Source organism: Cupriavidus ulmosensis (assembly GCF_977008105.1).
The window spans coordinates 3,961,234-3,979,234 of sequence record NZ_CDRMWP010000001.1; the positions used below are offsets into that span (position 1 = coordinate 3,961,234).

The window sequence follows — 18,001 nt, forward strand, 5'->3', positions numbered from 1 at the left end:
TTAACCGAGGATGTCTTCGACCGACTTGCCGCGCTTCGCGGCGATCTCGCCCGGCGTGCTCATCTTCTGAAGACCGTCCAGCGTGGCGCGAACCATGTTGTACGGATTGGTCGAGCCGTGCGACTTGGTCACCACGTTGGTGACGCCCATCACTTCGAAAATCGCGCGCATCGGGCCGCCGGCGATCACGCCGGTACCTTCCTTGGCCGGCATCATCAGCACCTTGGCGGCGCCGTGCTTGCCCACGACTTCGTGTTGCAGCGTGCCGTTCTTGAGCGAGACCTTGACCATCTTGCGACGGGCTTCGTCCATTGCCTTCTGAACTGCCACCGGCACTTCCTTGGCCTTGCCCTTGCCCATGCCGATGCGGCCATCGCCGTCACCGACCACGGTCAGCGCAGCGAAACCGAGAATCCGGCCGCCCTTCACCACCTTGGTGACGCGGTTGACCGAGATCATCTTCTCGCGGAGGCCGTCGTCGCGTTCGTCCTGCTGGACTTTTGCTTGCATCTTTGCCATGACGTATCTCTCTTTGTGCGCTTAGAACTTGAGGCCGGCTTCACGCGCAGCGTCGGCCAGGGCCTTCACGCGACCGTGGAAGCGGAAGCCGCCGCGATCGAACGCAACGGTCTCCACGCCGGCAGCCTTCGCCTTCTCGGCGATGCGCTTGCCGATCAGGCTCGCAGCGGCGGCGGTAGCACCGCTGCCGGTCAGTTCCTTGCGCACTTCTGCCTCGACGGTCGAAGCCGAAGCCAGCACTTGCGTGCCGCACGGCGAGTAGACCTGGGCGTAAATATGCGAATTCGTACGGAACACGGTCAGACGATTGACTTTCAGTTCCGCGATCTTGGCGCGGGTCTGACGTGCACGGCGCAAACGAGCGTCTTTCTTGTTCATGATTGCACCCCTTACTTCTTCTTGGTTTCCTTCAGGATGACGCGCTCGTCCGAGTAGCGAACGCCCTTGCCCTTGTAGGGCTCAGGCGGACGGTACGCGCGAACTTCCGCGGCAACCTGACCGACTTTCTGCTTGTCCGCACCCTTGATGATGATCTCGGTCTGCGTGGGCGTTGTCGCCGTCACGCCTTCCGGCATCGCATGGATCACGTCGTGCGAGAAACCAAGCTGGAGCTTGAGCGCGGTACCTTGCAGCTGGGCACGGTAGCCCACGCCGACCAGGTTCAGCTTGCGCTCGAAACCGGTGGTCACACCCTTGACCATATTGGCCACCAGGGCGCGCATGGTGCCCTGCAGTGCGTTTGCTTCGCGCGATTCGTCGGCCGGGACGAAGGTCAGCGTGTCGTTTTCGACCTTGACCTGCACCAGGCTGTGAATCGGCTGCGTCAGCGTGCCGAGCGGGCCCTTAACGGAGAGCACGCCGGCCGCCACATTGACTTCTGCGCCTTTGGGCAGCGCGATGGGAGCCTTACCTACACGGGACATGGTTACTCCTTACGCGACGTAGCAGAGAACTTCGCCGCCCACGCCAGTGGCACGTGCCTTGCGATCGGTCATCAGACCCTGCGGGGTCGAGATGATCGCGACGCCCAGGCCGTTCATCACTTGGGGGATGTCGCTGCGGCCCTTGTACACGCGCAGGCCGGGCTTCGAGACGCGTTCGATGCGCTCGATGACCGGACGGCCGGCGTAGTACTTCAGACCGATGCTCAGTTGTGCCTTGCCGCCATCTTCCTGCACGGCGTAGTCGTCGATGTAGCCTTCGTCCTTCAGGACCTTGGCGATTGCCACTTTCAGCTTCGACGACGGCATGACAACCGACGCCTTCTGCACGCCCTGGGCGTTGCGGATGCGCGTCAGCATATCGGCGATAGGATCGCTCATGCTCATACTGTTTCTCCTGTAGCCTGTGCGTAATTACCAGCTGGCTTTCGTCAGACCCGGGATTTCGCCACGGAAGGCGATTTCACGGATCTTGTTACGCGCCAGGCCAAACTTGCGGAAGGTACCGCGGGGACGACCGGTGATCGCGCAGCGATTGCGCTGACGGGTCGGGTTCGCGTTGCGCGGGAGCTGCTGCAGCTCCAGACGAGCGCCATAACGCTCTTCTTCCGACTTTTCCTGGTCGTCGATAATGGCCTTGAGGGATGCGCGCTTCCCGGCATACTTCGCCACGAGCCTTGCGCGCTTCTTCTCACGTTCAATCAGAGCCAATTTAGCCACGGTAACCCCTTAATTACGGAACGGGAACTTGAATGCACCGAGGAGCGCCTTGGCTTCCTCGTCATTCTTAGCCGTCGTCGTGATGCTGATGTTCAGACCGCGCAGCGCGTCGATCTTGTCGTACTCGATTTCGGGGAAAATGATCTGCTCTTTCACACCGATGTTGTAGTTGCCACGACCATCGAACGAGCGGCCCGACACACCACGGAAGTCGCGCACGCGCGGCAGCGCCACGGTCACGAAACGATCCAGGAATTCGAACATGCGTTCGCCGCGCAGCGTCACCATCGCGCCGATGGGATAACCCTGGCGGATCTTGAAGCCTGCGATTGCCTTCTTGGCCTTCGTCACCACCGGCTTCTGGCCGGCGATCTTGGTCAGGTCGCCCACGGCCAGCTCAATGACCTTCTTGTCATTGATGGCTTCGCCAAGGCCCATGTTCAGGGTGATCTTGGTGATGCGCGGCACTTCCATGACCGACTTGTAGCCGAACTGTTCGATCAGCTTCGGTACGACCTGTTCTTTGTAAAACTCTTGCAGACGTGCTGTCATGCTCAACTCCTATCCTTGCCCAGAATCAAGCTGCCACGACGGCGCCGGTGGTCTTCAGCACGCGCACGCGCTTGCCGTCTTCCACCTTGATGCCGACGCGCGACGGCTTGCCATTGGCATCCACGAGCGCAACGTTGGAAATATGCAGCGGCATGACCTTGTCGACCACACCACCGGTGGTGCCCAGCATCGGGTTCGGACGTGCATGCTTCTTGGCAACGTTCACGCCTTCAACCACGACCTTGTCGCCGAGCATGGCTTGCACGGTACCGCGCTTGCCCTTGTCTTTGCCGGTCAGGACGATGACTTCGTCGCCTTTGCGAATCTTGTTCATGGCGGCTCCTTACAGCACTTCCGGCGCGAGCGACACGATCTTCATGAAGCGCTCGGTACGGAGTTCACGAGTCACCGGCCCGAAGATACGGGTGCCGATCGGCTCGAGCTTGGTGTTCAGCAGGACAGCGGCATTGCTGTCGAACTTGACGAGCGAACCATCGGCACGGCGCACGCCCTTGGCGGTGCGAACGACGACGGCATTGTAAATATCGCCCTTCTTCACGCGACCGCGCGGCGCTGCGTCCTTGACGGTCACCTTGATGATGTCGCCCACGCTCGCATAGCGGCGCTTGGACCCACCCAGCACTTTGATGCACAGAACTTCGCGCGCACCAGTGTTATCGGCCACTTCGAGCCGGCTTTCTGTCTGAATCATGGTGTTATCTTCCCAACTTAATCCACCGGGCAACGCCCGCCGGTCAGTCTTGGTCCCGTCGGCCTCCGGCTTTGCGCCAGCAACCGTTTGGGTTGATCAACTTTGAAGTCGGTAGTTACCAGGCGGCCTGAACATGGTTAATCAGGAGCCGCTCGGCCTAGGTTCGCCCAGTCGATTCGCCGTGGTGATGGTGCTAAGGCGAATGCAACAAAGCGGAAGTCCAGGATTATAGCACATAACCCTGGACTCGCAAGTCAACCGAAAACCGTGTGGTTTTTTAGATGACGCGCGCAGCTTCGACCAGACGGGAAACCACCCAGGACTTGGTCCGCGACAGCGGACGCGATTCCTGGATCTCGACCTTGTCGCCTTCCTTGTACTGGTTGGCTTCGTCGTGCGCGTGATACTTCTTCGAACGCAGCACGTACTTGCCGTACAGAGGATGCTTGACGCGGTTTTCGATCAGGACCGTGACGGTCTTGTCCATCTTGTCGCTGACTACACGGCCGACCAGAGTGCGGCGAAGCGACGATTCCGTTTGTGCAGTTTCAGTCATTTCGTGGTCGCCTTCTCGTTCAGCACGGTTTGCACCCGCGCGATGTCCTTGCGCACCTTCTTCAGCTGGCTGGTGTTCTGCAGCTGTTGGGTGGCCTTTTGCATGCGCAGGCTAAATTGGGCCTTCAGCAGCTCGGAGAGCTCCTGGTTCAGCCCGGCGGCGTCCTTGCCGCGAAGTTCGGATGCTTTCATCCCTGCTCTCCTTACGTCCCGACCTGGCGCACCACGAAATTGGTGGCGATCGGCAGCTTGGCAGCCGCGAGGCGGAACGCCTCACGTGCCAGCTCTTCGGTCACGCCATCCATTTCGTACAGCATCTTGCCCGGCTGGATTTCTGCCACGTAGTATTCCGGATTACCCTTACCGTTACCCATACGGACTTCGGCGGGCTTCTTCGAGATCGGCTTGTCCGGGAAAATCCGGATCCAGATGCGGCCGCCACGCTTGATGTGACGGGTCATCGCACGACGCGCCGACTCGATCTGGCGGGCCGTCAGACGGCCACGGCCCATTGCCTTCAGGCCGAATTCACCGAAAGACACGGCGTTGCCACGGGTAGCCTTACCCGTGTTGCGGCCTTTCTGCTCCTTGCGGTATTTTCTGCGCTTAGGTTGCAGCATCGTTATTCTCCACTCTTCGCATCTGCGCCAGGCGCAGCGCGGCGACCGGCACCGGCGCCACCAGCACCACCGCGGCGGTTGCCACCCGGACGGCCTTCGCCTTCGCGGCGGCGGCCTTCGGGACGGCCCGGACGGCGGCGACGTTCGTCTTGCGGCTCTTCCACCACCGGCGCGTCGTTGCGGCCGAGGTGATCACCCTTGTAGACCCACACCTTGACACCGATGATGCCGTAGGTGGTTTCTGCTTCGGAGAAGCCGTAGTCGATGTCGGCGCGCAGGGTGTGCAGGGGCACACGGCCTTCGCGGTACCATTCGGTACGTGCGATTTCGATGCCGTTCAGGCGACCGGCGCTCATGATCTTGATGCCCTGGGCACCGAGGCGCATCGCGTTCTGCATCGCGCGCTTCATGGCGCGGCGGAACATGATGCGGCGCTCGAGCTGCTGGGTGATCGAGTCGGCGATCAGCTGCGCATCGGTTTCCGGCTTGCGGATTTCCTCGATGTTCACGTGCACGGGCACACCCATGCGGCGTTGCAGCTCGGCCTTGAGCAGTTCGATGTCCTCGCCCTTCTTGCCGATGACCACGCCCGGACGCGAGCTGTAAATGGTCAGACGTGCGTTGCGGGCGGGGCGCTCGATGACGACGCGGCCAACCGAAGCGTTCTTGAGCTTCTTCTTCAGAAACTCGCGAACTTCGATGTCTTCCTTCAGCATGCCGGCGAACTTCGTGTTGTTGGCGTACCAACGCGAAGCCCAGTTACGGCTGACGGCCAGACGGAAGCCAGTCGGATGAATCTTCTGTCCCATCGTGACTCCTTAGTTGCCGAGCGTCACAGTGATGTGACAGGTTTGTTTCTCGATGCGGTTGCCGCGGCCCTTGGCTCGTGCCGTGAAGCGCTTGAGCGAGGTTGCCTTGTCGACGAAGATGGTCTTGACCTTCAGTTCGTCGATGTCGGCGCCTTCGTTGTGCTCGGCGTTGGCGATGGCCGATTCGACCACCTTCTTCACGATCCCGGCAGCCTTTTTCGGGCTGAACGTCAGGACGTTGAGCGCGCGCTCGATCGGCAGACCGCGGATCTGGTCGGCGACCAGGCGAGTTTTCTGGGCGGAGATGCGGGCACCGCGATGAATCGCTTTCACTTCCATGATGGCACCTTACCTCTTCGCTTTCTTGTCAGCCGCGTGGCCCTTGAACGTGCGGGTGAGCGCAAATTCGCCGAGCTTGTGGCCGACCATGTTTTCCGAAACGTACACCGGCACGTGTTGACGGCCGTTGTGAACGGCGATCGTCAGGCCGATGAATTCCGGCAGAATGGTCGAGCGACGCGACCAAGTCTTGATGGGCTTCTTGTCCTTGCCGCCTGCAGCCGCTTCCACCTTTTTCAGCAGGTGGGCGTCACAGAACGGACCCTTTTTTGCGGAACGTGTCATGTCTAGGCTCCTACCTACCGATTAACGCTTGTGGCGCTTCTGCACGATCATGCTGGCAGTGCGCTTGTTGCTGCGGGTACGGTAACCCTTGGCCGGGGTACCCCACGGCGAAACCGGATCGCGACCAGCGGCGGTCTTGCCTTCACCACCACCGTGCGGGTGATCCACCGGGTTCATCACGACACCACGCACCGTCGGGCGGATACCGCGCCAGCGGGTGGCACCGGCCTTGCCGATGACGCGCAGGCTGTGCTCTTCGTTACCGACTTCACCGATGGTGGCGCGGCATTCGATGTGCACGCGGCGCACTTCGCCGGAGCGCAGGCGCACCTGGGCGTAGATGCCTTCGCGAGCCAGCAGCACGGCGGAACCGCCGGCGGCGCGCGCGATCTGGGCACCCTTGCCGGGCAGCATTTCCACGTTGTTGATCGTGGTGCCGACCGGAATGTTGCGGATCGGCAGGTTGTTGCCGGCCTTGATCGGCGCTTCCGAGCCGTTCAGCACGGCCTGGCCGGCCACCATGCCCTTCGTGGCGATGATGTAGCGGCGCTCGCCATCGGCGAACAGCACCAGCGCGATGTTGGCGCTGCGGTTCGGATCGTATTCCAGGCGCTCGACCTTGGCGGGGATGCCGTCCTTGTCGTTGCGCTTGAAGTCGACCACGCGGTAGTGGTGCTTATGACCACCGCCCTTGTGGCGGGTGGTGATGTGACCGTTGTTGTTGCGGCCCGACTTCTGGAATTGCTTTTCCAGCAGCGGAGCGTGGGGCTCGCCCTTGTGCAGGTTGGGATTGACAACCTTCACCATCGAGCGACGGCCCGGGGACGTCGGCTTGGTCTTGACGAGTGCCATGATTACTTGGCCTCCGCTTCAAAATTGATTTCCTGACCCGGCTTCAGCGAAACGTAAGCCTTCTTCACGTGGTTGCGACGCCCCATGAAGCGGCCAAAGCGCTTTTGCTTGCCCTTTTGGTTCAGGATCTGAACGGACTGCACCTCGACCTTGAACAGCAGCTCGACCGCCGCCTTCACGTCTGCCTTGTTGGCATCGCGAGCGACTTCGAACACGACTTGTTCGTTCTTGTCGGCGACCAGGGTTGCCTTTTCGGAAACCACCGGCGCGAGCAGCACCTGCATCAAACGATGATCGTTCTTGGCTACTTGCGTCATTTCAGCAACTCCTCGATCTGCGCGACGGCTGCCTTGGTCACCAGCACCTTCTTGTAGTGCACGAGCGACAGCGGGTCAGCCTGGCGCGGCTCGACAACTGCCACGTGCGGCAGGTTGCGCGAAGCCAGGTAGAGGTTTTCGTCGAGGCTGTCGGTGATGATCAGCACCGAGTCCAGGCCCATGGCCTTGAACTTGTCGGCCAAGAGCTTGGTCTTGGGCGCATCGACGGTGAAACCGTCCACCACGTTGATACGACCTTCACGTGCGAGCTGCGAGTAGATCGAGCGCATGCCGGCACGGAACATCTTCTTGTTGACCTTCTGGCTGAAGTTCTCTTCCGGCGAATTCGGGAAGATGCGGCCGCCCCCGCGCCACAGCGGCGAGGAAGACATACCGGCACGGGCACGGCCCGTACCCTTCTGGCGCCACGGCTTCTTGGTCGTGTGCTTGACCTCTTCACGATCCTTCTGCTTACGGTTGCCGCTGCGAGCGTTGGCCTGGTAAGCGACGACGATCTGGTGAACGAGGGCTTCGTTGTAGTCACGGCCGAAGACTTCGGGCGAGGCGTCAACGCCCGCGCCGACTTGGCCATTGTCCTGGAGGAGCTTGAGTTCCATTGATTCGCTCCTTAAGCTTTGGCTTTGGCCTTGACGGCCGGGGTCACGATGACCTTGCCGCCCTTGGAACCGGGGATCGCGCCCTTGACCAGCAGCAGCTTGCGCTCTGCGTCGATCTTGGCGATTTCCAGGTTCTGGACGGTGCGGGTGACGTCACCCAGGTGGCCCGTCATGCGCTTGCCGGGGAACACACGGCCCGGATCCTGCGCCATACCGATGGAACCCGGCACGTTGTGCGAACGCGAGTTACCGTGGGTGGCACGACCGGATGCGAAGTGGTGGCGCTTGATGGTACCGGCGTAGCCCTTACCGATGCTGACGCCCTGCACGTCGATCTTCTGACCGACTTCGAACAGGTCGACCGACAGCGAACCGCCAGCTTGCAGTTCGCCCGCCTTGGCGGCATCGATACGGAATTCGCGGATGATTTCGCCGGCTTCGACACCAGCTTTGGCGAGATGACCCGCCAGCGGCTTGGTGACGCGACTGGCGCGGCGTGCGCCGAAAGTGACTTGAACCGCGGTATAACCGTCGGTCTCGTCCGTCTTGATTTGCGTCACGCGGTTGTCGCCGACCTCGACCACGGTAACGGGAATCGAATCACCGTCGTCCGTGAAAATACGGGTCATGCCAACCTTGCGACCTACAAGGCCAAGGCTCATGGTTTGCTCCATTCCCAGCTGCGATTGGCCGGGGCTGATTGATACACGAAACTGTGTGTGCAAACTGCGTTTGCAGTGCGCGGGCTTGCGCTAAAGAAGACGGCGCGCGGCCAAAACGGCCAGCCCACTACCCATAGACAAACGGGTAGCCTTACACTATATCGCACTGGTTTGGAAAGAGCAAGCACGGCGTGGAATGACGCCGCACGTCGCGGCGCCGCGTGTTGCTTTGTGACGTTTTCCGCTACTTTTGCCGGCCGATGGCGGCGTCATGCGGGGCTTCAGCGGCCCGCGGCGTCGCCGATGCGGACGAATTCGCCGCCATAGAACACCAGCGGCTCGCCCTCCCCGGCTTCAAACCCCTCGACCGCGCCCACGATCAGCAGATGGTCGCCGACCGGGTCGGCGCGCTCGACCCGGCACGCCAGCGTGGCCAGCGCGTCCGCCAGGTAGGGCACACCGCGCGGGCAGCGCCGGTGCGCGACGCCGGCGAACTTGTCCGCCGCGGGCGTGGCGAAGCGGCGCGCGAGCTCGCCCTGCTCCGCGCGCAGGATGCTGATGCCGAAGGCGGCGCCCGGCGCGAAGTGCGCGGCGCTCGGCGAATGCAGGGCCAGGCTCCACAGGATCAGCGGCGGCGCCAGCGACAGCGAGGCGAACGAGTTGACGGTCAGGCCGAGCGGACGGCCGCCGGCGCCGCACGCGCCGATGACCGCCACGCCCGTGGCATAGCGCCCGCAGGCGCGCCGCAGCGCGCGCGCGTCGCCGGTGGCGGCCGCCGCCATCTCAGGCCGCCCGCGGCAGGTGCCGCTCGATCATCTGCTGGCACGCCGCGGCGTCGGCCCACCACGGGAAGAAGTCCGGCGGGTTGTCGAAGCCGTTGGCGATGCGCGCGGCCAGTGCCGGCGCCTGCCCGGCCGCGCCGAGCAGGGCCAGGATGTGGGGCGGCGGCGGCGTGAGCAGCGAGTTGGTCCAGTTGACCACGTCGCCGGCGTATTGCCAGTAGCGCGCGAAGGTCCGCGCCATCCAGCCGGCGTCGAAGGCGCGCTCGCCGTGGGCGACGATGGCGTCGAGATAGACCTTGCAGCATTTGGCGGCATTGTTCGAGCCCTGGCCGGTGATGGGGTCGTTGACGACCACCGCGTCGGCCATGCCGAACACCAGCCGCCCGGACGGCAGCGTCATGACCGGGCGGCGCACGGTCGGCGTGAAGCGCCCGGCCAGGATGCCCTGCTCGTCGGTCAGCGTCACGGCTTCGCAGCGCTCGGCTTCCCACGGCAGCCAGGTGCGCAGGATGCGCAGGCTCTCGGCGAGGTGCTGCTCCGGCGTGCGCGCCTCGGCCCAGCGGTCCATCGGGCCGCCCGGCACGCCTTCGAACACCATGATCTCGCAGGGCCCGCCCAGCGTCAGCGCCGGGAAGACGAAGTACTCGCCGACGCCCGGGATCAGGTTGAAGGCCACGCGCGAGAACGGGCTGCCCGGGCGCATGCCGTTCACGTAGGTCAGCGCCAGCGCGCGCTGCGGCGCGGTGAACGGGCTGCGCGCGGCGTCGCGCTCGAAGCGGTTGACGATCTCGCCCTTGCCGGCGGCAAGCAGCACCAGGTCGTGCTCCGCGGCCAGCGCCTCGAGTTCGGCGATACCCGCATCGGCGATGCGCAGGTCGCCGCCGCGCTGCGCGAAGGCCTCCATCCAGGCCGGCATCTTCAGGCGCTGGTCCACGGCCTGCGCCGGCCGCTCGAGGCGCGCGGCCCAGTCGATCAGCTTCGCGCCGGGCTGCTCGGGATGCGGCACCGCCAGGCCGATGCCTTCGACCGGCGGACAGGTATCACCCCACCAGTCGAGCGCGAGTTCGCGCTCGCACTGCAGCGCGCGGTCGAACATGCACTGGCTGGACATGACCTTGCCCGCGCGCACCTGCTCCGGCGTGCGGTTGGTCATCAGCGTGACCCGGTAGCCCCGGGCCTGCAGGCCGAGGGCCATCTGCAGGCCGGACTGGCCGGCGCCGACGATGGCAATGCGTTGGCTCATGACGATCTCCTCGATGTGGACAAGTCGCTTCAGCCGGCCAGGCGGGGAATGGCGGGAACGTTCTGCTCCGGCCCCATCGCGCCATAACCGCCGTCCACGGCGTAGTCGGCGCCGGTGACGAAGCTGGCGTGGTCGGAGCACAGGAACAGCACCACCTGCGCCACCTCGTCCGGCTCGCCGGCGCGGCCGAGCAGGTGGAAATCCGCCGCCACGCGGTCGGTGCGCGCGCGGTCGCCGCCGCTGACTTCATCCATCAGCCGGCACCAGGTCCAGCCCGGCGAGACCGCGTTGACGCGGATGCGGTCGGGCGCCAGGTCCATCGCCATGCTGCGCGTGAGCTGGCGGATCGCGGCCTTGGAGGCGGGATAGAGCCAGCGCCCGGTCTGCGCCACGCCGGCCGAGATGCTGGTGAAGTTGACGATGGCGCCGCCGCCGCGCGCGCGCATGGCGCCGTGCACGGCCTGCGCCAGCATCGCGCCGGACACCACGTTGACGTCGAGCGCGGCAAGCCAGTCGCGGCGCGTCGAGCGCAAGCCGTCGTCGAGGTAGGTGCAGGCGAGGTTGACCAGGTAGTCGATGCCGCCGAAATGCCGCGACACCTCGGCCACGGCCGCTGCGACCTGGGCGTCGTCGGTGATGTCGGTGCGCACGAACAGCGCCCGCTCGCCGAGCTCGGCGGCGATGCGCGCGCCGCCGGCCGCGTCGATGTCGAGAATGGCCACGCGCGTGCCGGCCCGTACGAAGGCCCTGGCCACGCCGGCCCCGATCAGGGTGGCGCCGCCGCTGACGATGGCGACCTTGTCCTGCAGTCCTTTCATGACGTTGTCTCCTGATGTGAGGCGTTGCCCGCGCCGCGCGGGCACGCCCTTTTCTTTGCTATGCGATGGATACGCCGGATGCGTCGGATGCGTCGCGGCGGGATGCCGGGCGCGCGCGGGCTACTTGCCCTCGCTCTCCCGCCAGCGCGCCATCAGCGTGTTCGACGGCAGCGTCTCGTCGAGCAGCTTGCGCGCCGTTTCCACGCCGGCCACCGGCAGCCCGGCGGGATCGAGCTTGCCGATCTGCACCAGCACGCTGGCCTGGTCCCAGTAGATGTGCTCGTGGTAGAGCTTGTCGCCGCGGAACTTGACGATGGCGATCAGCGGGATCTCCACGCGCTTGCCGGTGGGCGGCACGCCGGGCAGCATCCAGTCGATCTCGCAGGTATGGGTGAAGCAGAACAGCAGCTCGTCGACGATCTGGCTGGCGCCCACCGTGCGCGACAGCGGGATCAGCGTGGTGTCGGGCGGGTTGCTGTGGACGAAGTGGTTGGCGTAGAAGCGCCTGAGCTGGCCGTGGCCCACGCCGCCGGTCATGGTCGGGATGTGATTGACGTAGGGCTGGGCCACCATCGTCGCCATCGTGGCGTCGACGTCGCGCGTGGCGAATTCGTATTCGCAATGCTTGTCCCACAGCGCCGAGAAATCGTAGTGCGGGCCCATCTCGGCGCGCAGCGCGGTGATCGAGCGCTGGTGCGCCATCAGCGCGGCGGGGCGGTCGTAGTGCTCGCCGCCGGCGCGCGCGAACGCATGGTCGGCGCCGGGATAGACGTACAGCTCGACGTTCTCGCGGGCGCCCAGCGCGTCGCGGATCCGCGCCTGCGCCTCGGGCGGGCAGAAGCCGTCGCTGCCGGCCACGTGCAGCACCAGGCGGCCGCGCACATGGCGGGCTTCGTCGAGCGCGCGCTCGATGCCCACGCCGTAGTACGCCACCGCGCAGGCCACGCCGTCCAGGCGGCAGGCGGCGAGATAGGCCAGCTTGCCGCCCAGGCAGAAGCCCAGCACGCCGGTCTGTCCCGCGCATTCCGGGCGCGCGCGCAGCGCGGCCAGCGCGGCGCCCACGTCCCGCACGCCCGCGGCTTCGTCGAACTGCTGGTAGAGGCCGAGCGCGCGCTGGAAGTCCGCGCCGCGGTCGCCCAGCTCGATGCCGGGAGCGATGCGCCAGAACAGGTCCGGCACCAGCACCGTGTAGCCCTCCTCGGCGTAGTAGTCCGCCACCGCCCGCATGGTGGCGTTGACGCCGAAGATTTCCTGGCACAGCACGATGCCCGGGCCCTTGCCCGCGGCGGGGGTGGCCAGGTAGGCGCTGAACGTGCCGCCGCCGTCGGCGGCGTGGATCTGGATGGTCTGGCCCATGAATGGCGCTCCTTCTTGTCTGGTTGGGGGGGCGGGGCTGCGGTGCCGGATTGCATGATGGGCGATCCGCACCGCAGCAAACTAGCCGCCGGCTGCAGCGGCTATCCGATTAGTGCAGGAAAATGCCGGGCCGGGCAAGCGCCGCGCCGCCGCCGCTGCGCGGCAATCCACTATAGTGGTGCGAAGGAATCCGTCCGCCGGCCCGCGCGGGCGCCGGGCCGCGCGCTGCGCGGCGGCGCCACGCCGACCATGCGGCCCCTTCAGCAACGGCGCGCCATGACGCCGAGGAGCGAGACCATGCCGCAGCCCCCCGCCGCCACGGCCGCCGAGCCGCTGGCCGGTGCCTTGCTGTCAGACCCAAGCAGGCTGGTGTTCGCCTCGGCTGACCACGCCCGCACGCGCGCCGCGGTCGGCGCCGTCTTCAAGCCGCACCGGCTCGCCATTGCCGGCACGACGCTGGCCGCGCGCATGCATCACGCGCCGCTCGGCGCGGTGTCGTTCAACCGGCTGGCCTACGGGGCCGAGGTGCGCATCGAGCCGGGGCCGCTCGAGGATTTCCTGCTGGTGCAGATGCCGGTCGGCGGCAGCGCCGAGATCCACTGCGGCGCGCAGCGGATCGTTTCCGACCGCGACACGGCCTCGGTGCTCACGCCCGCCGATCCGGTGCGGATGCGCTGGAGCCACGACAGCGACCAGTTGATCGTGCGCGTGGAGCGCAGCGCACTGGAGCGGGTCTGCGCGGCCCACCTCGGACACCCCCCGCGGCAGGCGCTGCGCTTCCAGCTCGGCATGGCGTGGCGGCGCGCGGCGGCGTGGTACCAGTTGATGCACTACCTGGCGGACCTGCTGGCGCAGGCGCCGGACACGGCGCGCCATCCGCTGACCGCCTGCCAGCTCGAGCAGCTGGTGATCGGCACGCTGCTGACGGTGCAGCCGCACAATCTCAGCGAGGCACTGCAGGCGCGCGGCAAGCCGCTGGCGCCGCGCCACGTCAGGCGGGTCGAGGAATACATCCACGCGCATGCCCACGCACCGCTCACGCCCGCCGTGCTGGCGGAGGTGGCCGGGGTCAGCCTGCGCGGGCTGTACGCGGGCTTCCGCGAGCATCGCGGCATCAGCCCGATGGCCTACCTGCGCGCGGTCCGGCTCGAGCGCGTGCGGCACGACCTGCTCGGCGACAAGACCATCGATTCGGTCACGGCGGCGGCCTTGCGCTGGGGCTTCAGCCACCTGGGACGGTTCAGCATGGAATACCGCAAGCGCTTCGGCGAAGCGCCGGGACAGACGCTGCGGCGGCGCGGGCCGGCATGAGGAAGGGGCCGCGCCGGGGCGGTACGAGGAGGAGGCGCGCAAAAACAAAAACGGCGAACCGAAGTTCGCCGTTTTCGTTGCCCGAGGCCGCCTGGGGCGGCCTTGCGCGGAATGGCTTTACACCTTGATTTCGACGTCGACGCCTGCCGGCAGGTCGAGCTTCATCAGTGCGTCAACGGTCTTGTCGGTAGGATCGACGATGTCCATCAGGCGCTGGTGAGTGCGGATCTCGAACTGATCGCGGCTGGTCTTGTTGACGTGCGGCGAACGCAGGATATCGAAGCGCTGGATGCGGGTCGGCAGGGGCACCGGGCCCTTGACGATCGCGCCGGTACGCTTGGCGGTATCCACGATTTCGGCTGCCGACTGGTCGATCAGGCGATAGTCGAAAGCCTTCAGGCGGATACGGATCTTCTGGTTCTGCATGATATTTCCTTAAAAGAGCGATGGGCGCATGCGCCCTGGAACATGGGAAAAGGCCAGCGGCATTGTACCGCCAGCCAGTTCCAGGAAGTTTTTTATCAGTCGAGGATCTTGGCCACGACGCCGGCGCCGACGGTACGGCCGCCTTCACGGATGGCGAAGCGCAGACCTTCTTCCATCGCGATCGGGGCGATCAGCTTGACCGTGATCGACACGTTGTCGCCGGGCATGACCATTTCCTTGTCCTTCGGCAGCTCGATCGAGCCGGTCACGTCGGTCGTGCGGAAATAGAACTGCGGGCGGTAGTTGTTGAAGAACGGGGTGTGACGGCCGCCTTCGTCCTTCGACAGAATGTAGACCTCGCCGGTGAAGTGCGTGTGCGGCTTGATCGAACCCGGCTTGCACAGCACCTGGCCGCGCTCCACGTCTTCGCGCTTCGTGCCGCGCAGCAGCAGGCCCACGTTGTCGCCGGCCTGACCCTGGTCCAGCAGCTTGCGGAACATTTCCACGCCGGTGCAGGTGGTCTTGACCGTCGGCTTGATACCGACGATTTCGATTTCCTCGCCGACCTTGATGATGCCGCGTTCGATACGGCCGGTCACCACGGTGCCGCGGCCCGAGATCGAGAACACGTCTTCCACCGGCATCAGGAAGGTACCGTCAACGGCACGTTCCGGCGTCGGGATGTAGGTGTCCAGCGCGTCGGCCAGGTTCAGGATGGCCACTTCGCCCAGCTCGCCCTTGTCGCCTTCGAGCGCCAGCTTGGCCGAACCCTTGATGATCGGGGTGTCGTCGCCGGGGAACTCGTACTTCGAGAGCAGTTCGCGCACTTCCATTTCGACCAGCTCGAGCAGCTCGGCGTCGTCGACCATGTCGCACTTGTTCAGGAACACGATGATGTAAGGCACGCCGACCTGGCGGGCCAGCAGGATGTGCTCGCGGGTCTGGGGCATGGGGCCGTCGGCGGCCGAGCACACCAGGATCGCGCCGTCCATCTGGGCGGCACCCGTGATCATGTTCTTCACATAGTCGGCGTGGCCCGGGCAGTCGACGTGCGCGTAGTGGCGATTGGCCGTTTCGTACTCGACGTGGGCGGTATTGATGGTGATACCGCGTGCCTTTTCTTCCGGCGCTGCGTCGATTTCGTCGTACTTCTTGGCCGAACCGCCAAACTTCGCTGCCAGCACCGTGGCGATCGCTGCCGTCAGCGTGGTCTTGCCGTGGTCAACGTGACCGATCGTACCAACGTTCACGTGCGGCTTGGTCCGCTCGAACTTTTCCTTTGCCATTTTTCAGCTCCTAATGGAATGCAGTCTTTTATACAGTTCATTGCACCGCCGCGCGGGTCGCGCGCGGCGGTTAAGCTTTACTTACTTGCCCTTGGCCGCCATCACCGCTTCGGCGATGTTCTTCGGCGCCTCGGCGTAGTGCTTGAATTCCATGGTGTACGTGGCGCGGCCTTGCGTGGCCGAGCGCAGCGACGTCGAATAACCGAACATTTCCGACAGCGGGACTTCAGCCTTGATGATCTTGCTGCCGCCCACCATGTCGTCCATGCCCTGCACGATGCCGCGGCGGGACGACAGATCGCCCATCACGGTACCCGTGTAGTCTTCCGGCGTTTCCACTTCCACGGCCATCATCGGCTCGAGCAGAACCGGGCTGGCCTTGCGCATGGCGTCCTTGAACGCCATCGAGCCGGCCATGCGGAACGCGTTTTCGTTCGAGTCCACGTCGTGGTACGAACCGAACGTCAGCGTGACCTTCACGTCCACCACGGGGAAGCCAGCCAGGATACCGGCCGGCAGCGTGTCGACGATGCCCTTTTCGACCGCCGGGATGTATTCGCGAGGAATCACGCCGCCCTTGATGGCGTCGATGAATTCGAAGCCCTTGCCCGGCTCTTGCGGTTCCAGCGTGATCACGGCGTGACCATACTGGCCGCGGCCGCCCGACTGCTTGACGAACTTGCCTTCGACGTCCTCGGCCTTCTTGCGAATGGTTTCGCGGTAGGCCACCTGCGGCGCGCCGATGTTGGCTTCCACGCCGAATTCGCGCTTCATGCGGTCGACCAGAATTTCGAGGTGGAGCTCGCCCATGCCCGAAATGATGGTCTGACCCGATTCTTCATCGGTACGCACGCGGAACGACGGATCTTCGGCGGCCAGGCGGTTCAGGGCGATGCCCATCTTTTCCTGGTCGGCCTTGGTCTTCGGCTCGACGGCCTGCGAGATCACCGGCTCCGGGAAGATCATGCGCTCGAGCACGATCGGGGCAGCCGGATCGCACAGCGTATCGCCCGTGGTGGCGTCCTTCAGGCCCACCGCGGCGGCGATGTCGCCGGCCAGCACTTCCTTGATTTCTTCGCGCTGGTTGGCGTGCATCTGCAGAATACGGCCCAGACGCTCCTTCTTCTGCTTCACCGGGTTGTACACGGTGTCGCCCGAGTTGATCTTGCCCGAGTACACGCGGAAGAAGATCAGCTGGCCGACGAACGGGTCGGTCATGATCTTGAACGCCAGCGCCGAGAACTTCTCGCTGTCGTCGGCCTTGCGCTCGAGCTTCTTCTCGTCGTCGCTTTCGTCCACGCCCTTGACCGGCGGGATGTCGACCGGCGACGGCAGGAAGTCGATCACGGCGTCGAGCATGCGCTGCACGCCCTTGTTCTTGAACGCGGTGCCGCACAGCATCGGCTGGATTTCGCAGGCGATGGTACGGTCACGCAGCGCCTTGACGATCTCGGCGCGGGTCAGCTCTTCGCCGCCCAGGTACTTTTCCATCAGCTCTTCGCTGGCTTCGGCGGCGGACTCGACCATCTTCTCGCGCCATTCTTCAGCGGTAGCCTGCAGCTCGGCCGGGATGTCCTGGTATTCGAACTTCACGCCCTGGCTGGCTTCGTCCCAGATGATCGCCTTCATTTCCAGCAGATCGACCACGCCCTGGAAGCCGTCTTCAGCGCCGATCGGCACCACGACGGGCACCGGGTTGGCCTTCAGGCGGGTCTTCAGCTGGTCGTAGACCTTGAAGAAGTTCGCGCCGGTACGGTCCATCTTGTTGACGAAGGCCAGGCGCGGCACGCCGTACTTGTTGGCCTGGCGCCAGACGGTTTCCGACTGCGGCTGCACGCCACCCACTGCGCAGTACACCATGCACGCGCCGTCCAGCACGCGCATGGAACGCTCCACCTCGATGGTGAAGTCCACGTGGCCCGGGGTGTCGATGATGTTGAAGCGGTGTTCGGGATAGTTGCCGGCCATGCCCTTCCAGAAGGCGGTGGTCGCAGCGGAGGTGATCGTGATGCCACGCTCCTGCTCCTGCTCCATCCAGTCCATCGTGGCGGCGCCATCATGCACTTCACCGATCTTGTGGTTCACACCGGTGTAGAACAGGATGCGCTCGGTCGTGGTGGTTTTACCCGCGTCAATGTGAGCCGAGATACCGATATTGCGGTAGCGCTCAATGGGAGTCTTACGAGCCACTTTAATCCTCTATTCGTCCGTGAGGCGCCGGCATCTCATTGCCAGCGCCCGTAACACAAACGGGCGAGCGTGTCGCGACACAGCCCGCC

At 64.8% G+C, this 18,001-nt stretch carries 26 protein-coding genes; 1 reads left to right on the forward strand and 25 read right to left on the reverse strand.

What is annotated here, in order from left to right; all coding sequences use genetic code 11:
• From rpsE to ACWTPI_RS18365, 22 genes are all read right to left on the reverse strand, one after another.
• Window positions 1–519 (reverse strand): 30S ribosomal protein S5, encoded by a 519-nt coding sequence (gene rpsE, locus ACWTPI_RS18260; protein ID WP_006160449.1) that lies wholly within the window; start codon window positions 517–519, stop codon window positions 1–3.
• Between the two features lie 21 nt (window positions 520–540).
• The gene (gene rplR / locus ACWTPI_RS18265; RefSeq protein ID WP_020203846.1) at window positions 541–897 is read right to left on the reverse strand and encodes a 50S ribosomal protein L18; all 357 of its coding nucleotides are present in this window, start codon (window positions 895–897) and stop codon (window positions 541–543) included.
• Between the two features lie 11 nt (window positions 898–908).
• The gene (rplF, locus tag ACWTPI_RS18270; RefSeq protein WP_020203847.1) at window positions 909–1,442 is read right to left on the reverse strand and encodes a 50S ribosomal protein L6; all 534 of its coding nucleotides are present in this window, start codon (window positions 1,440–1,442) and stop codon (window positions 909–911) included.
• A gap of 9 nt (window positions 1,443–1,451) precedes the next feature.
• Entirely contained in the window at window positions 1,452–1,847 is a 396-nt protein-coding gene (rpsH, locus tag ACWTPI_RS18275; protein ID WP_010812384.1) for a 30S ribosomal protein S8, read from the reverse strand.
• Between the two features lie 27 nt (window positions 1,848–1,874).
• A complete protein-coding gene (gene rpsN / locus ACWTPI_RS18280) occupies window positions 1,875–2,180 on the reverse strand; it encodes a 30S ribosomal protein S14 (RefSeq protein WP_081651439.1) in 306 nt (101 codons plus the stop codon).
• A 9-nt stretch (window positions 2,181–2,189) separates the two neighbouring features.
• On the reverse strand, window positions 2,190–2,732 hold the full coding sequence (gene rplE, locus ACWTPI_RS18285; protein ID WP_020203848.1) for a 50S ribosomal protein L5: 543 nt from the start codon (window positions 2,730–2,732) through the stop codon (window positions 2,190–2,192).
• Window positions 2,733–2,757: 25 nt separating this feature from the next.
• Window positions 2,758–3,066 carry a 50S ribosomal protein L24 gene (rplX, locus tag ACWTPI_RS18290; protein WP_017225232.1) on the reverse strand — a complete coding sequence of 103 codons (309 nt, stop codon included), beginning with the start codon at window positions 3,064–3,066 and terminating at the stop codon, window positions 2,758–2,760.
• A 9-nt stretch (window positions 3,067–3,075) separates the two neighbouring features.
• On the reverse strand, window positions 3,076–3,444 hold the full coding sequence (gene rplN / locus ACWTPI_RS18295) for a 50S ribosomal protein L14 (RefSeq protein ID WP_017225233.1): 369 nt from the start codon (window positions 3,442–3,444) through the stop codon (window positions 3,076–3,078).
• Window positions 3,445–3,721: 277 nt separating this feature from the next.
• Window positions 3,722–4,000 carry a 30S ribosomal protein S17 gene (gene rpsQ, locus ACWTPI_RS18300; protein ID WP_020203849.1) on the reverse strand — a complete coding sequence of 93 codons (279 nt, stop codon included), beginning with the start codon at window positions 3,998–4,000 and terminating at the stop codon, window positions 3,722–3,724.
• Window positions 3,997–4,191, reverse strand: a complete 195-nt coding sequence (rpmC, locus tag ACWTPI_RS18305; protein WP_020203850.1) for a 50S ribosomal protein L29 — start codon at window positions 4,189–4,191, stop codon at window positions 3,997–3,999. The genes rpsQ and rpmC overlap by 4 nt, the downstream gene beginning before the upstream one ends.
• Window positions 4,192–4,202: 11 nt before the next feature.
• Window positions 4,203–4,619 carry a 50S ribosomal protein L16 gene (rplP, locus tag ACWTPI_RS18310; RefSeq protein ID WP_006160465.1) on the reverse strand — a complete coding sequence of 139 codons (417 nt, stop codon included), beginning with the start codon at window positions 4,617–4,619 and terminating at the stop codon, window positions 4,203–4,205.
• Between the two features lie 2 nt (window positions 4,620–4,621).
• Window positions 4,622–5,428, reverse strand: a complete 807-nt coding sequence (gene rpsC / locus ACWTPI_RS18315) for a 30S ribosomal protein S3 (RefSeq protein ID WP_020203851.1) — start codon at window positions 5,426–5,428, stop codon at window positions 4,622–4,624.
• A 9-nt stretch (window positions 5,429–5,437) separates the two neighbouring features.
• Complete coding sequence (gene rplV / locus ACWTPI_RS18320) at window positions 5,438–5,767, reverse strand: 50S ribosomal protein L22 (protein WP_020203852.1); 330 nt, start codon at window positions 5,765–5,767, stop codon at window positions 5,438–5,440.
• Between the two features lie 9 nt (window positions 5,768–5,776).
• Complete coding sequence (gene rpsS / locus ACWTPI_RS18325) at window positions 5,777–6,052, reverse strand: 30S ribosomal protein S19 (protein WP_029043792.1); 276 nt, start codon at window positions 6,050–6,052, stop codon at window positions 5,777–5,779.
• A gap of 21 nt (window positions 6,053–6,073) precedes the next feature.
• Window positions 6,074–6,904 (reverse strand): 50S ribosomal protein L2, encoded by an 831-nt coding sequence (gene rplB / locus ACWTPI_RS18330; RefSeq protein WP_020203854.1) that lies wholly within the window; start codon window positions 6,902–6,904, stop codon window positions 6,074–6,076.
• A gap of 2 nt (window positions 6,905–6,906) precedes the next feature.
• Window positions 6,907–7,221: a 50S ribosomal protein L23 gene (gene rplW / locus ACWTPI_RS18335; RefSeq protein ID WP_006160473.1), complete on the reverse strand. Its 315-nt coding sequence runs from the start codon at window positions 7,219–7,221 to the stop codon at window positions 6,907–6,909.
• Window positions 7,218–7,838, reverse strand: a complete 621-nt coding sequence (rplD, locus tag ACWTPI_RS18340; protein WP_029043793.1) for a 50S ribosomal protein L4 — start codon at window positions 7,836–7,838, stop codon at window positions 7,218–7,220. Before rplD ends, rplW begins: the two co-directional genes overlap by 4 nt.
• Before the next feature lie 11 nt (window positions 7,839–7,849).
• Window positions 7,850–8,500, reverse strand: a complete 651-nt coding sequence (rplC, locus tag ACWTPI_RS18345; RefSeq protein ID WP_020203858.1) for a 50S ribosomal protein L3 — start codon at window positions 8,498–8,500, stop codon at window positions 7,850–7,852.
• Between the two features lie 281 nt (window positions 8,501–8,781).
• The gene (locus tag ACWTPI_RS18350) at window positions 8,782–9,282 is read right to left on the reverse strand and encodes a flavin reductase family protein (RefSeq protein WP_454732296.1); all 501 of its coding nucleotides are present in this window, start codon (window positions 9,280–9,282) and stop codon (window positions 8,782–8,784) included.
• A 1-nt stretch (window position 9,283) separates the two neighbouring features.
• The gene (locus ACWTPI_RS18355) at window positions 9,284–10,525 is read right to left on the reverse strand and encodes a styrene monooxygenase/indole monooxygenase family protein (protein ID WP_454732297.1); all 1,242 of its coding nucleotides are present in this window, start codon (window positions 10,523–10,525) and stop codon (window positions 9,284–9,286) included.
• Window positions 10,526–10,554: 29 nt separating this feature from the next.
• Window positions 10,555–11,343, reverse strand: a complete 789-nt coding sequence (locus ACWTPI_RS18360; RefSeq protein WP_059416017.1) for an SDR family oxidoreductase — start codon at window positions 11,341–11,343, stop codon at window positions 10,555–10,557.
• Between the two features lie 120 nt (window positions 11,344–11,463).
• Window positions 11,464–12,699: a dienelactone hydrolase family protein gene (locus ACWTPI_RS18365; RefSeq protein WP_454732298.1), complete on the reverse strand. Its 1,236-nt coding sequence runs from the start codon at window positions 12,697–12,699 to the stop codon at window positions 11,464–11,466.
• Between the two features lie 297 nt (window positions 12,700–12,996).
• Here ACWTPI_RS18365 and ACWTPI_RS18370 point away from each other — a divergent pair, with 297 nt between their 5' ends.
• Entirely contained in the window at window positions 12,997–14,010 is a 1,014-nt protein-coding gene (locus ACWTPI_RS18370; protein WP_454732299.1) for an AraC family transcriptional regulator, read from the forward strand.
• A gap of 117 nt (window positions 14,011–14,127) precedes the next feature.
• Here the strand turns inward: ACWTPI_RS18370 and rpsJ are convergent, their stop codons facing one another.
• The 3 genes from rpsJ to fusA form a co-directional block, all read right to left on the reverse strand.
• Window positions 14,128–14,436, reverse strand: coding sequence for a 30S ribosomal protein S10 (rpsJ, locus tag ACWTPI_RS18375; RefSeq protein ID WP_006160488.1), 309 nt, complete (start codon window positions 14,434–14,436; stop codon window positions 14,128–14,130).
• A gap of 95 nt (window positions 14,437–14,531) precedes the next feature.
• Entirely contained in the window at window positions 14,532–15,722 is a 1,191-nt protein-coding gene (gene tuf, locus ACWTPI_RS18380; RefSeq protein ID WP_020207180.1) for an elongation factor Tu, read from the reverse strand.
• An 81-nt stretch (window positions 15,723–15,803) separates the two neighbouring features.
• Entirely contained in the window at window positions 15,804–17,912 is a 2,109-nt protein-coding gene (gene fusA, locus ACWTPI_RS18385) for an elongation factor G (protein WP_059416023.1), read from the reverse strand.
• Window positions 17,913–18,001 lie beyond the last annotated feature (89 nt).

Coding starts and splice junctions, on each gene's coding strand:
- rpsE (WP_006160449.1), bottom strand. CDS start 519: ATGGCAAAGATGCAAGCAAAAGTCCAGCAGGACGAACGCGACGACGGC.
- rplR (WP_020203846.1), bottom strand. CDS start 897: ATGAACAAGAAAGACGCTCGTTTGCGCCGTGCACGTCAGACCCGCGCC.
- rplF (WP_020203847.1), bottom strand. CDS start 1,442: ATGTCCCGTGTAGGTAAGGCTCCCATCGCGCTGCCCAAAGGCGCAGAA.
- rpsH (WP_010812384.1), bottom strand. CDS start 1,847: ATGAGCATGAGCGATCCTATCGCCGATATGCTGACGCGCATCCGCAAC.
- rplE (WP_020203848.1), bottom strand. CDS start 2,732: ATGACAGCACGTCTGCAAGAGTTTTACAAAGAACAGGTCGTACCGAAG.
- rplX (WP_017225232.1), bottom strand. CDS start 3,066: ATGAACAAGATTCGCAAAGGCGACGAAGTCATCGTCCTGACCGGCAAA.
- rplN (WP_017225233.1), bottom strand. CDS start 3,444: ATGATTCAGACAGAAAGCCGGCTCGAAGTGGCCGATAACACTGGTGCG.
- rpsQ (WP_020203849.1), bottom strand. CDS start 4,000: ATGACTGAAACTGCACAAACGGAATCGTCGCTTCGCCGCACTCTGGTC.
- rpmC (WP_020203850.1), bottom strand. CDS start 4,191: ATGAAAGCATCCGAACTTCGCGGCAAGGACGCCGCCGGGCTGAACCAG.
- rplP (WP_006160465.1), bottom strand. CDS start 4,619: ATGCTGCAACCTAAGCGCAGAAAATACCGCAAGGAGCAGAAAGGCCGC.
- rpsC (WP_020203851.1), bottom strand. CDS start 5,428: ATGGGACAGAAGATTCATCCGACTGGCTTCCGTCTGGCCGTCAGCCGT.
- rplV (WP_020203852.1), bottom strand. CDS start 5,767: ATGGAAGTGAAAGCGATTCATCGCGGTGCCCGCATCTCCGCCCAGAAA.
- rpsS (WP_029043792.1), bottom strand. CDS start 6,052: ATGACACGTTCCGCAAAAAAGGGTCCGTTCTGTGACGCCCACCTGCTG.
- rplB (WP_020203854.1), bottom strand. CDS start 6,904: ATGGCACTCGTCAAGACCAAGCCGACGTCCCCGGGCCGTCGCTCGATG.
- rplW (WP_006160473.1), bottom strand. CDS start 7,221: ATGACGCAAGTAGCCAAGAACGATCATCGTTTGATGCAGGTGCTGCTC.
- rplD (WP_029043793.1), bottom strand. CDS start 7,838: ATGGAACTCAAGCTCCTCCAGGACAATGGCCAAGTCGGCGCGGGCGTT.
- rplC (WP_020203858.1), bottom strand. CDS start 8,500: ATGAGCCTTGGCCTTGTAGGTCGCAAGGTTGGCATGACCCGTATTTTC.
- ACWTPI_RS18350 (WP_454732296.1), bottom strand. CDS start 9,282: ATGGCGGCGGCCGCCACCGGCGACGCGCGCGCGCTGCGGCGCGCCTGC.
- ACWTPI_RS18355 (WP_454732297.1), bottom strand. CDS start 10,525: ATGAGCCAACGCATTGCCATCGTCGGCGCCGGCCAGTCCGGCCTGCAG.
- ACWTPI_RS18360 (WP_059416017.1), bottom strand. CDS start 11,343: ATGAAAGGACTGCAGGACAAGGTCGCCATCGTCAGCGGCGGCGCCACC.
- ACWTPI_RS18365 (WP_454732298.1), bottom strand. CDS start 12,699: ATGGGCCAGACCATCCAGATCCACGCCGCCGACGGCGGCGGCACGTTC.
- ACWTPI_RS18370 (WP_454732299.1), top strand. CDS start 12,997: ATGCCGCAGCCCCCCGCCGCCACGGCCGCCGAGCCGCTGGCCGGTGCC.
- rpsJ (WP_006160488.1), bottom strand. CDS start 14,436: ATGCAGAACCAGAAGATCCGTATCCGCCTGAAGGCTTTCGACTATCGC.
- tuf (WP_020207180.1), bottom strand. CDS start 15,722: ATGGCAAAGGAAAAGTTCGAGCGGACCAAGCCGCACGTGAACGTTGGT.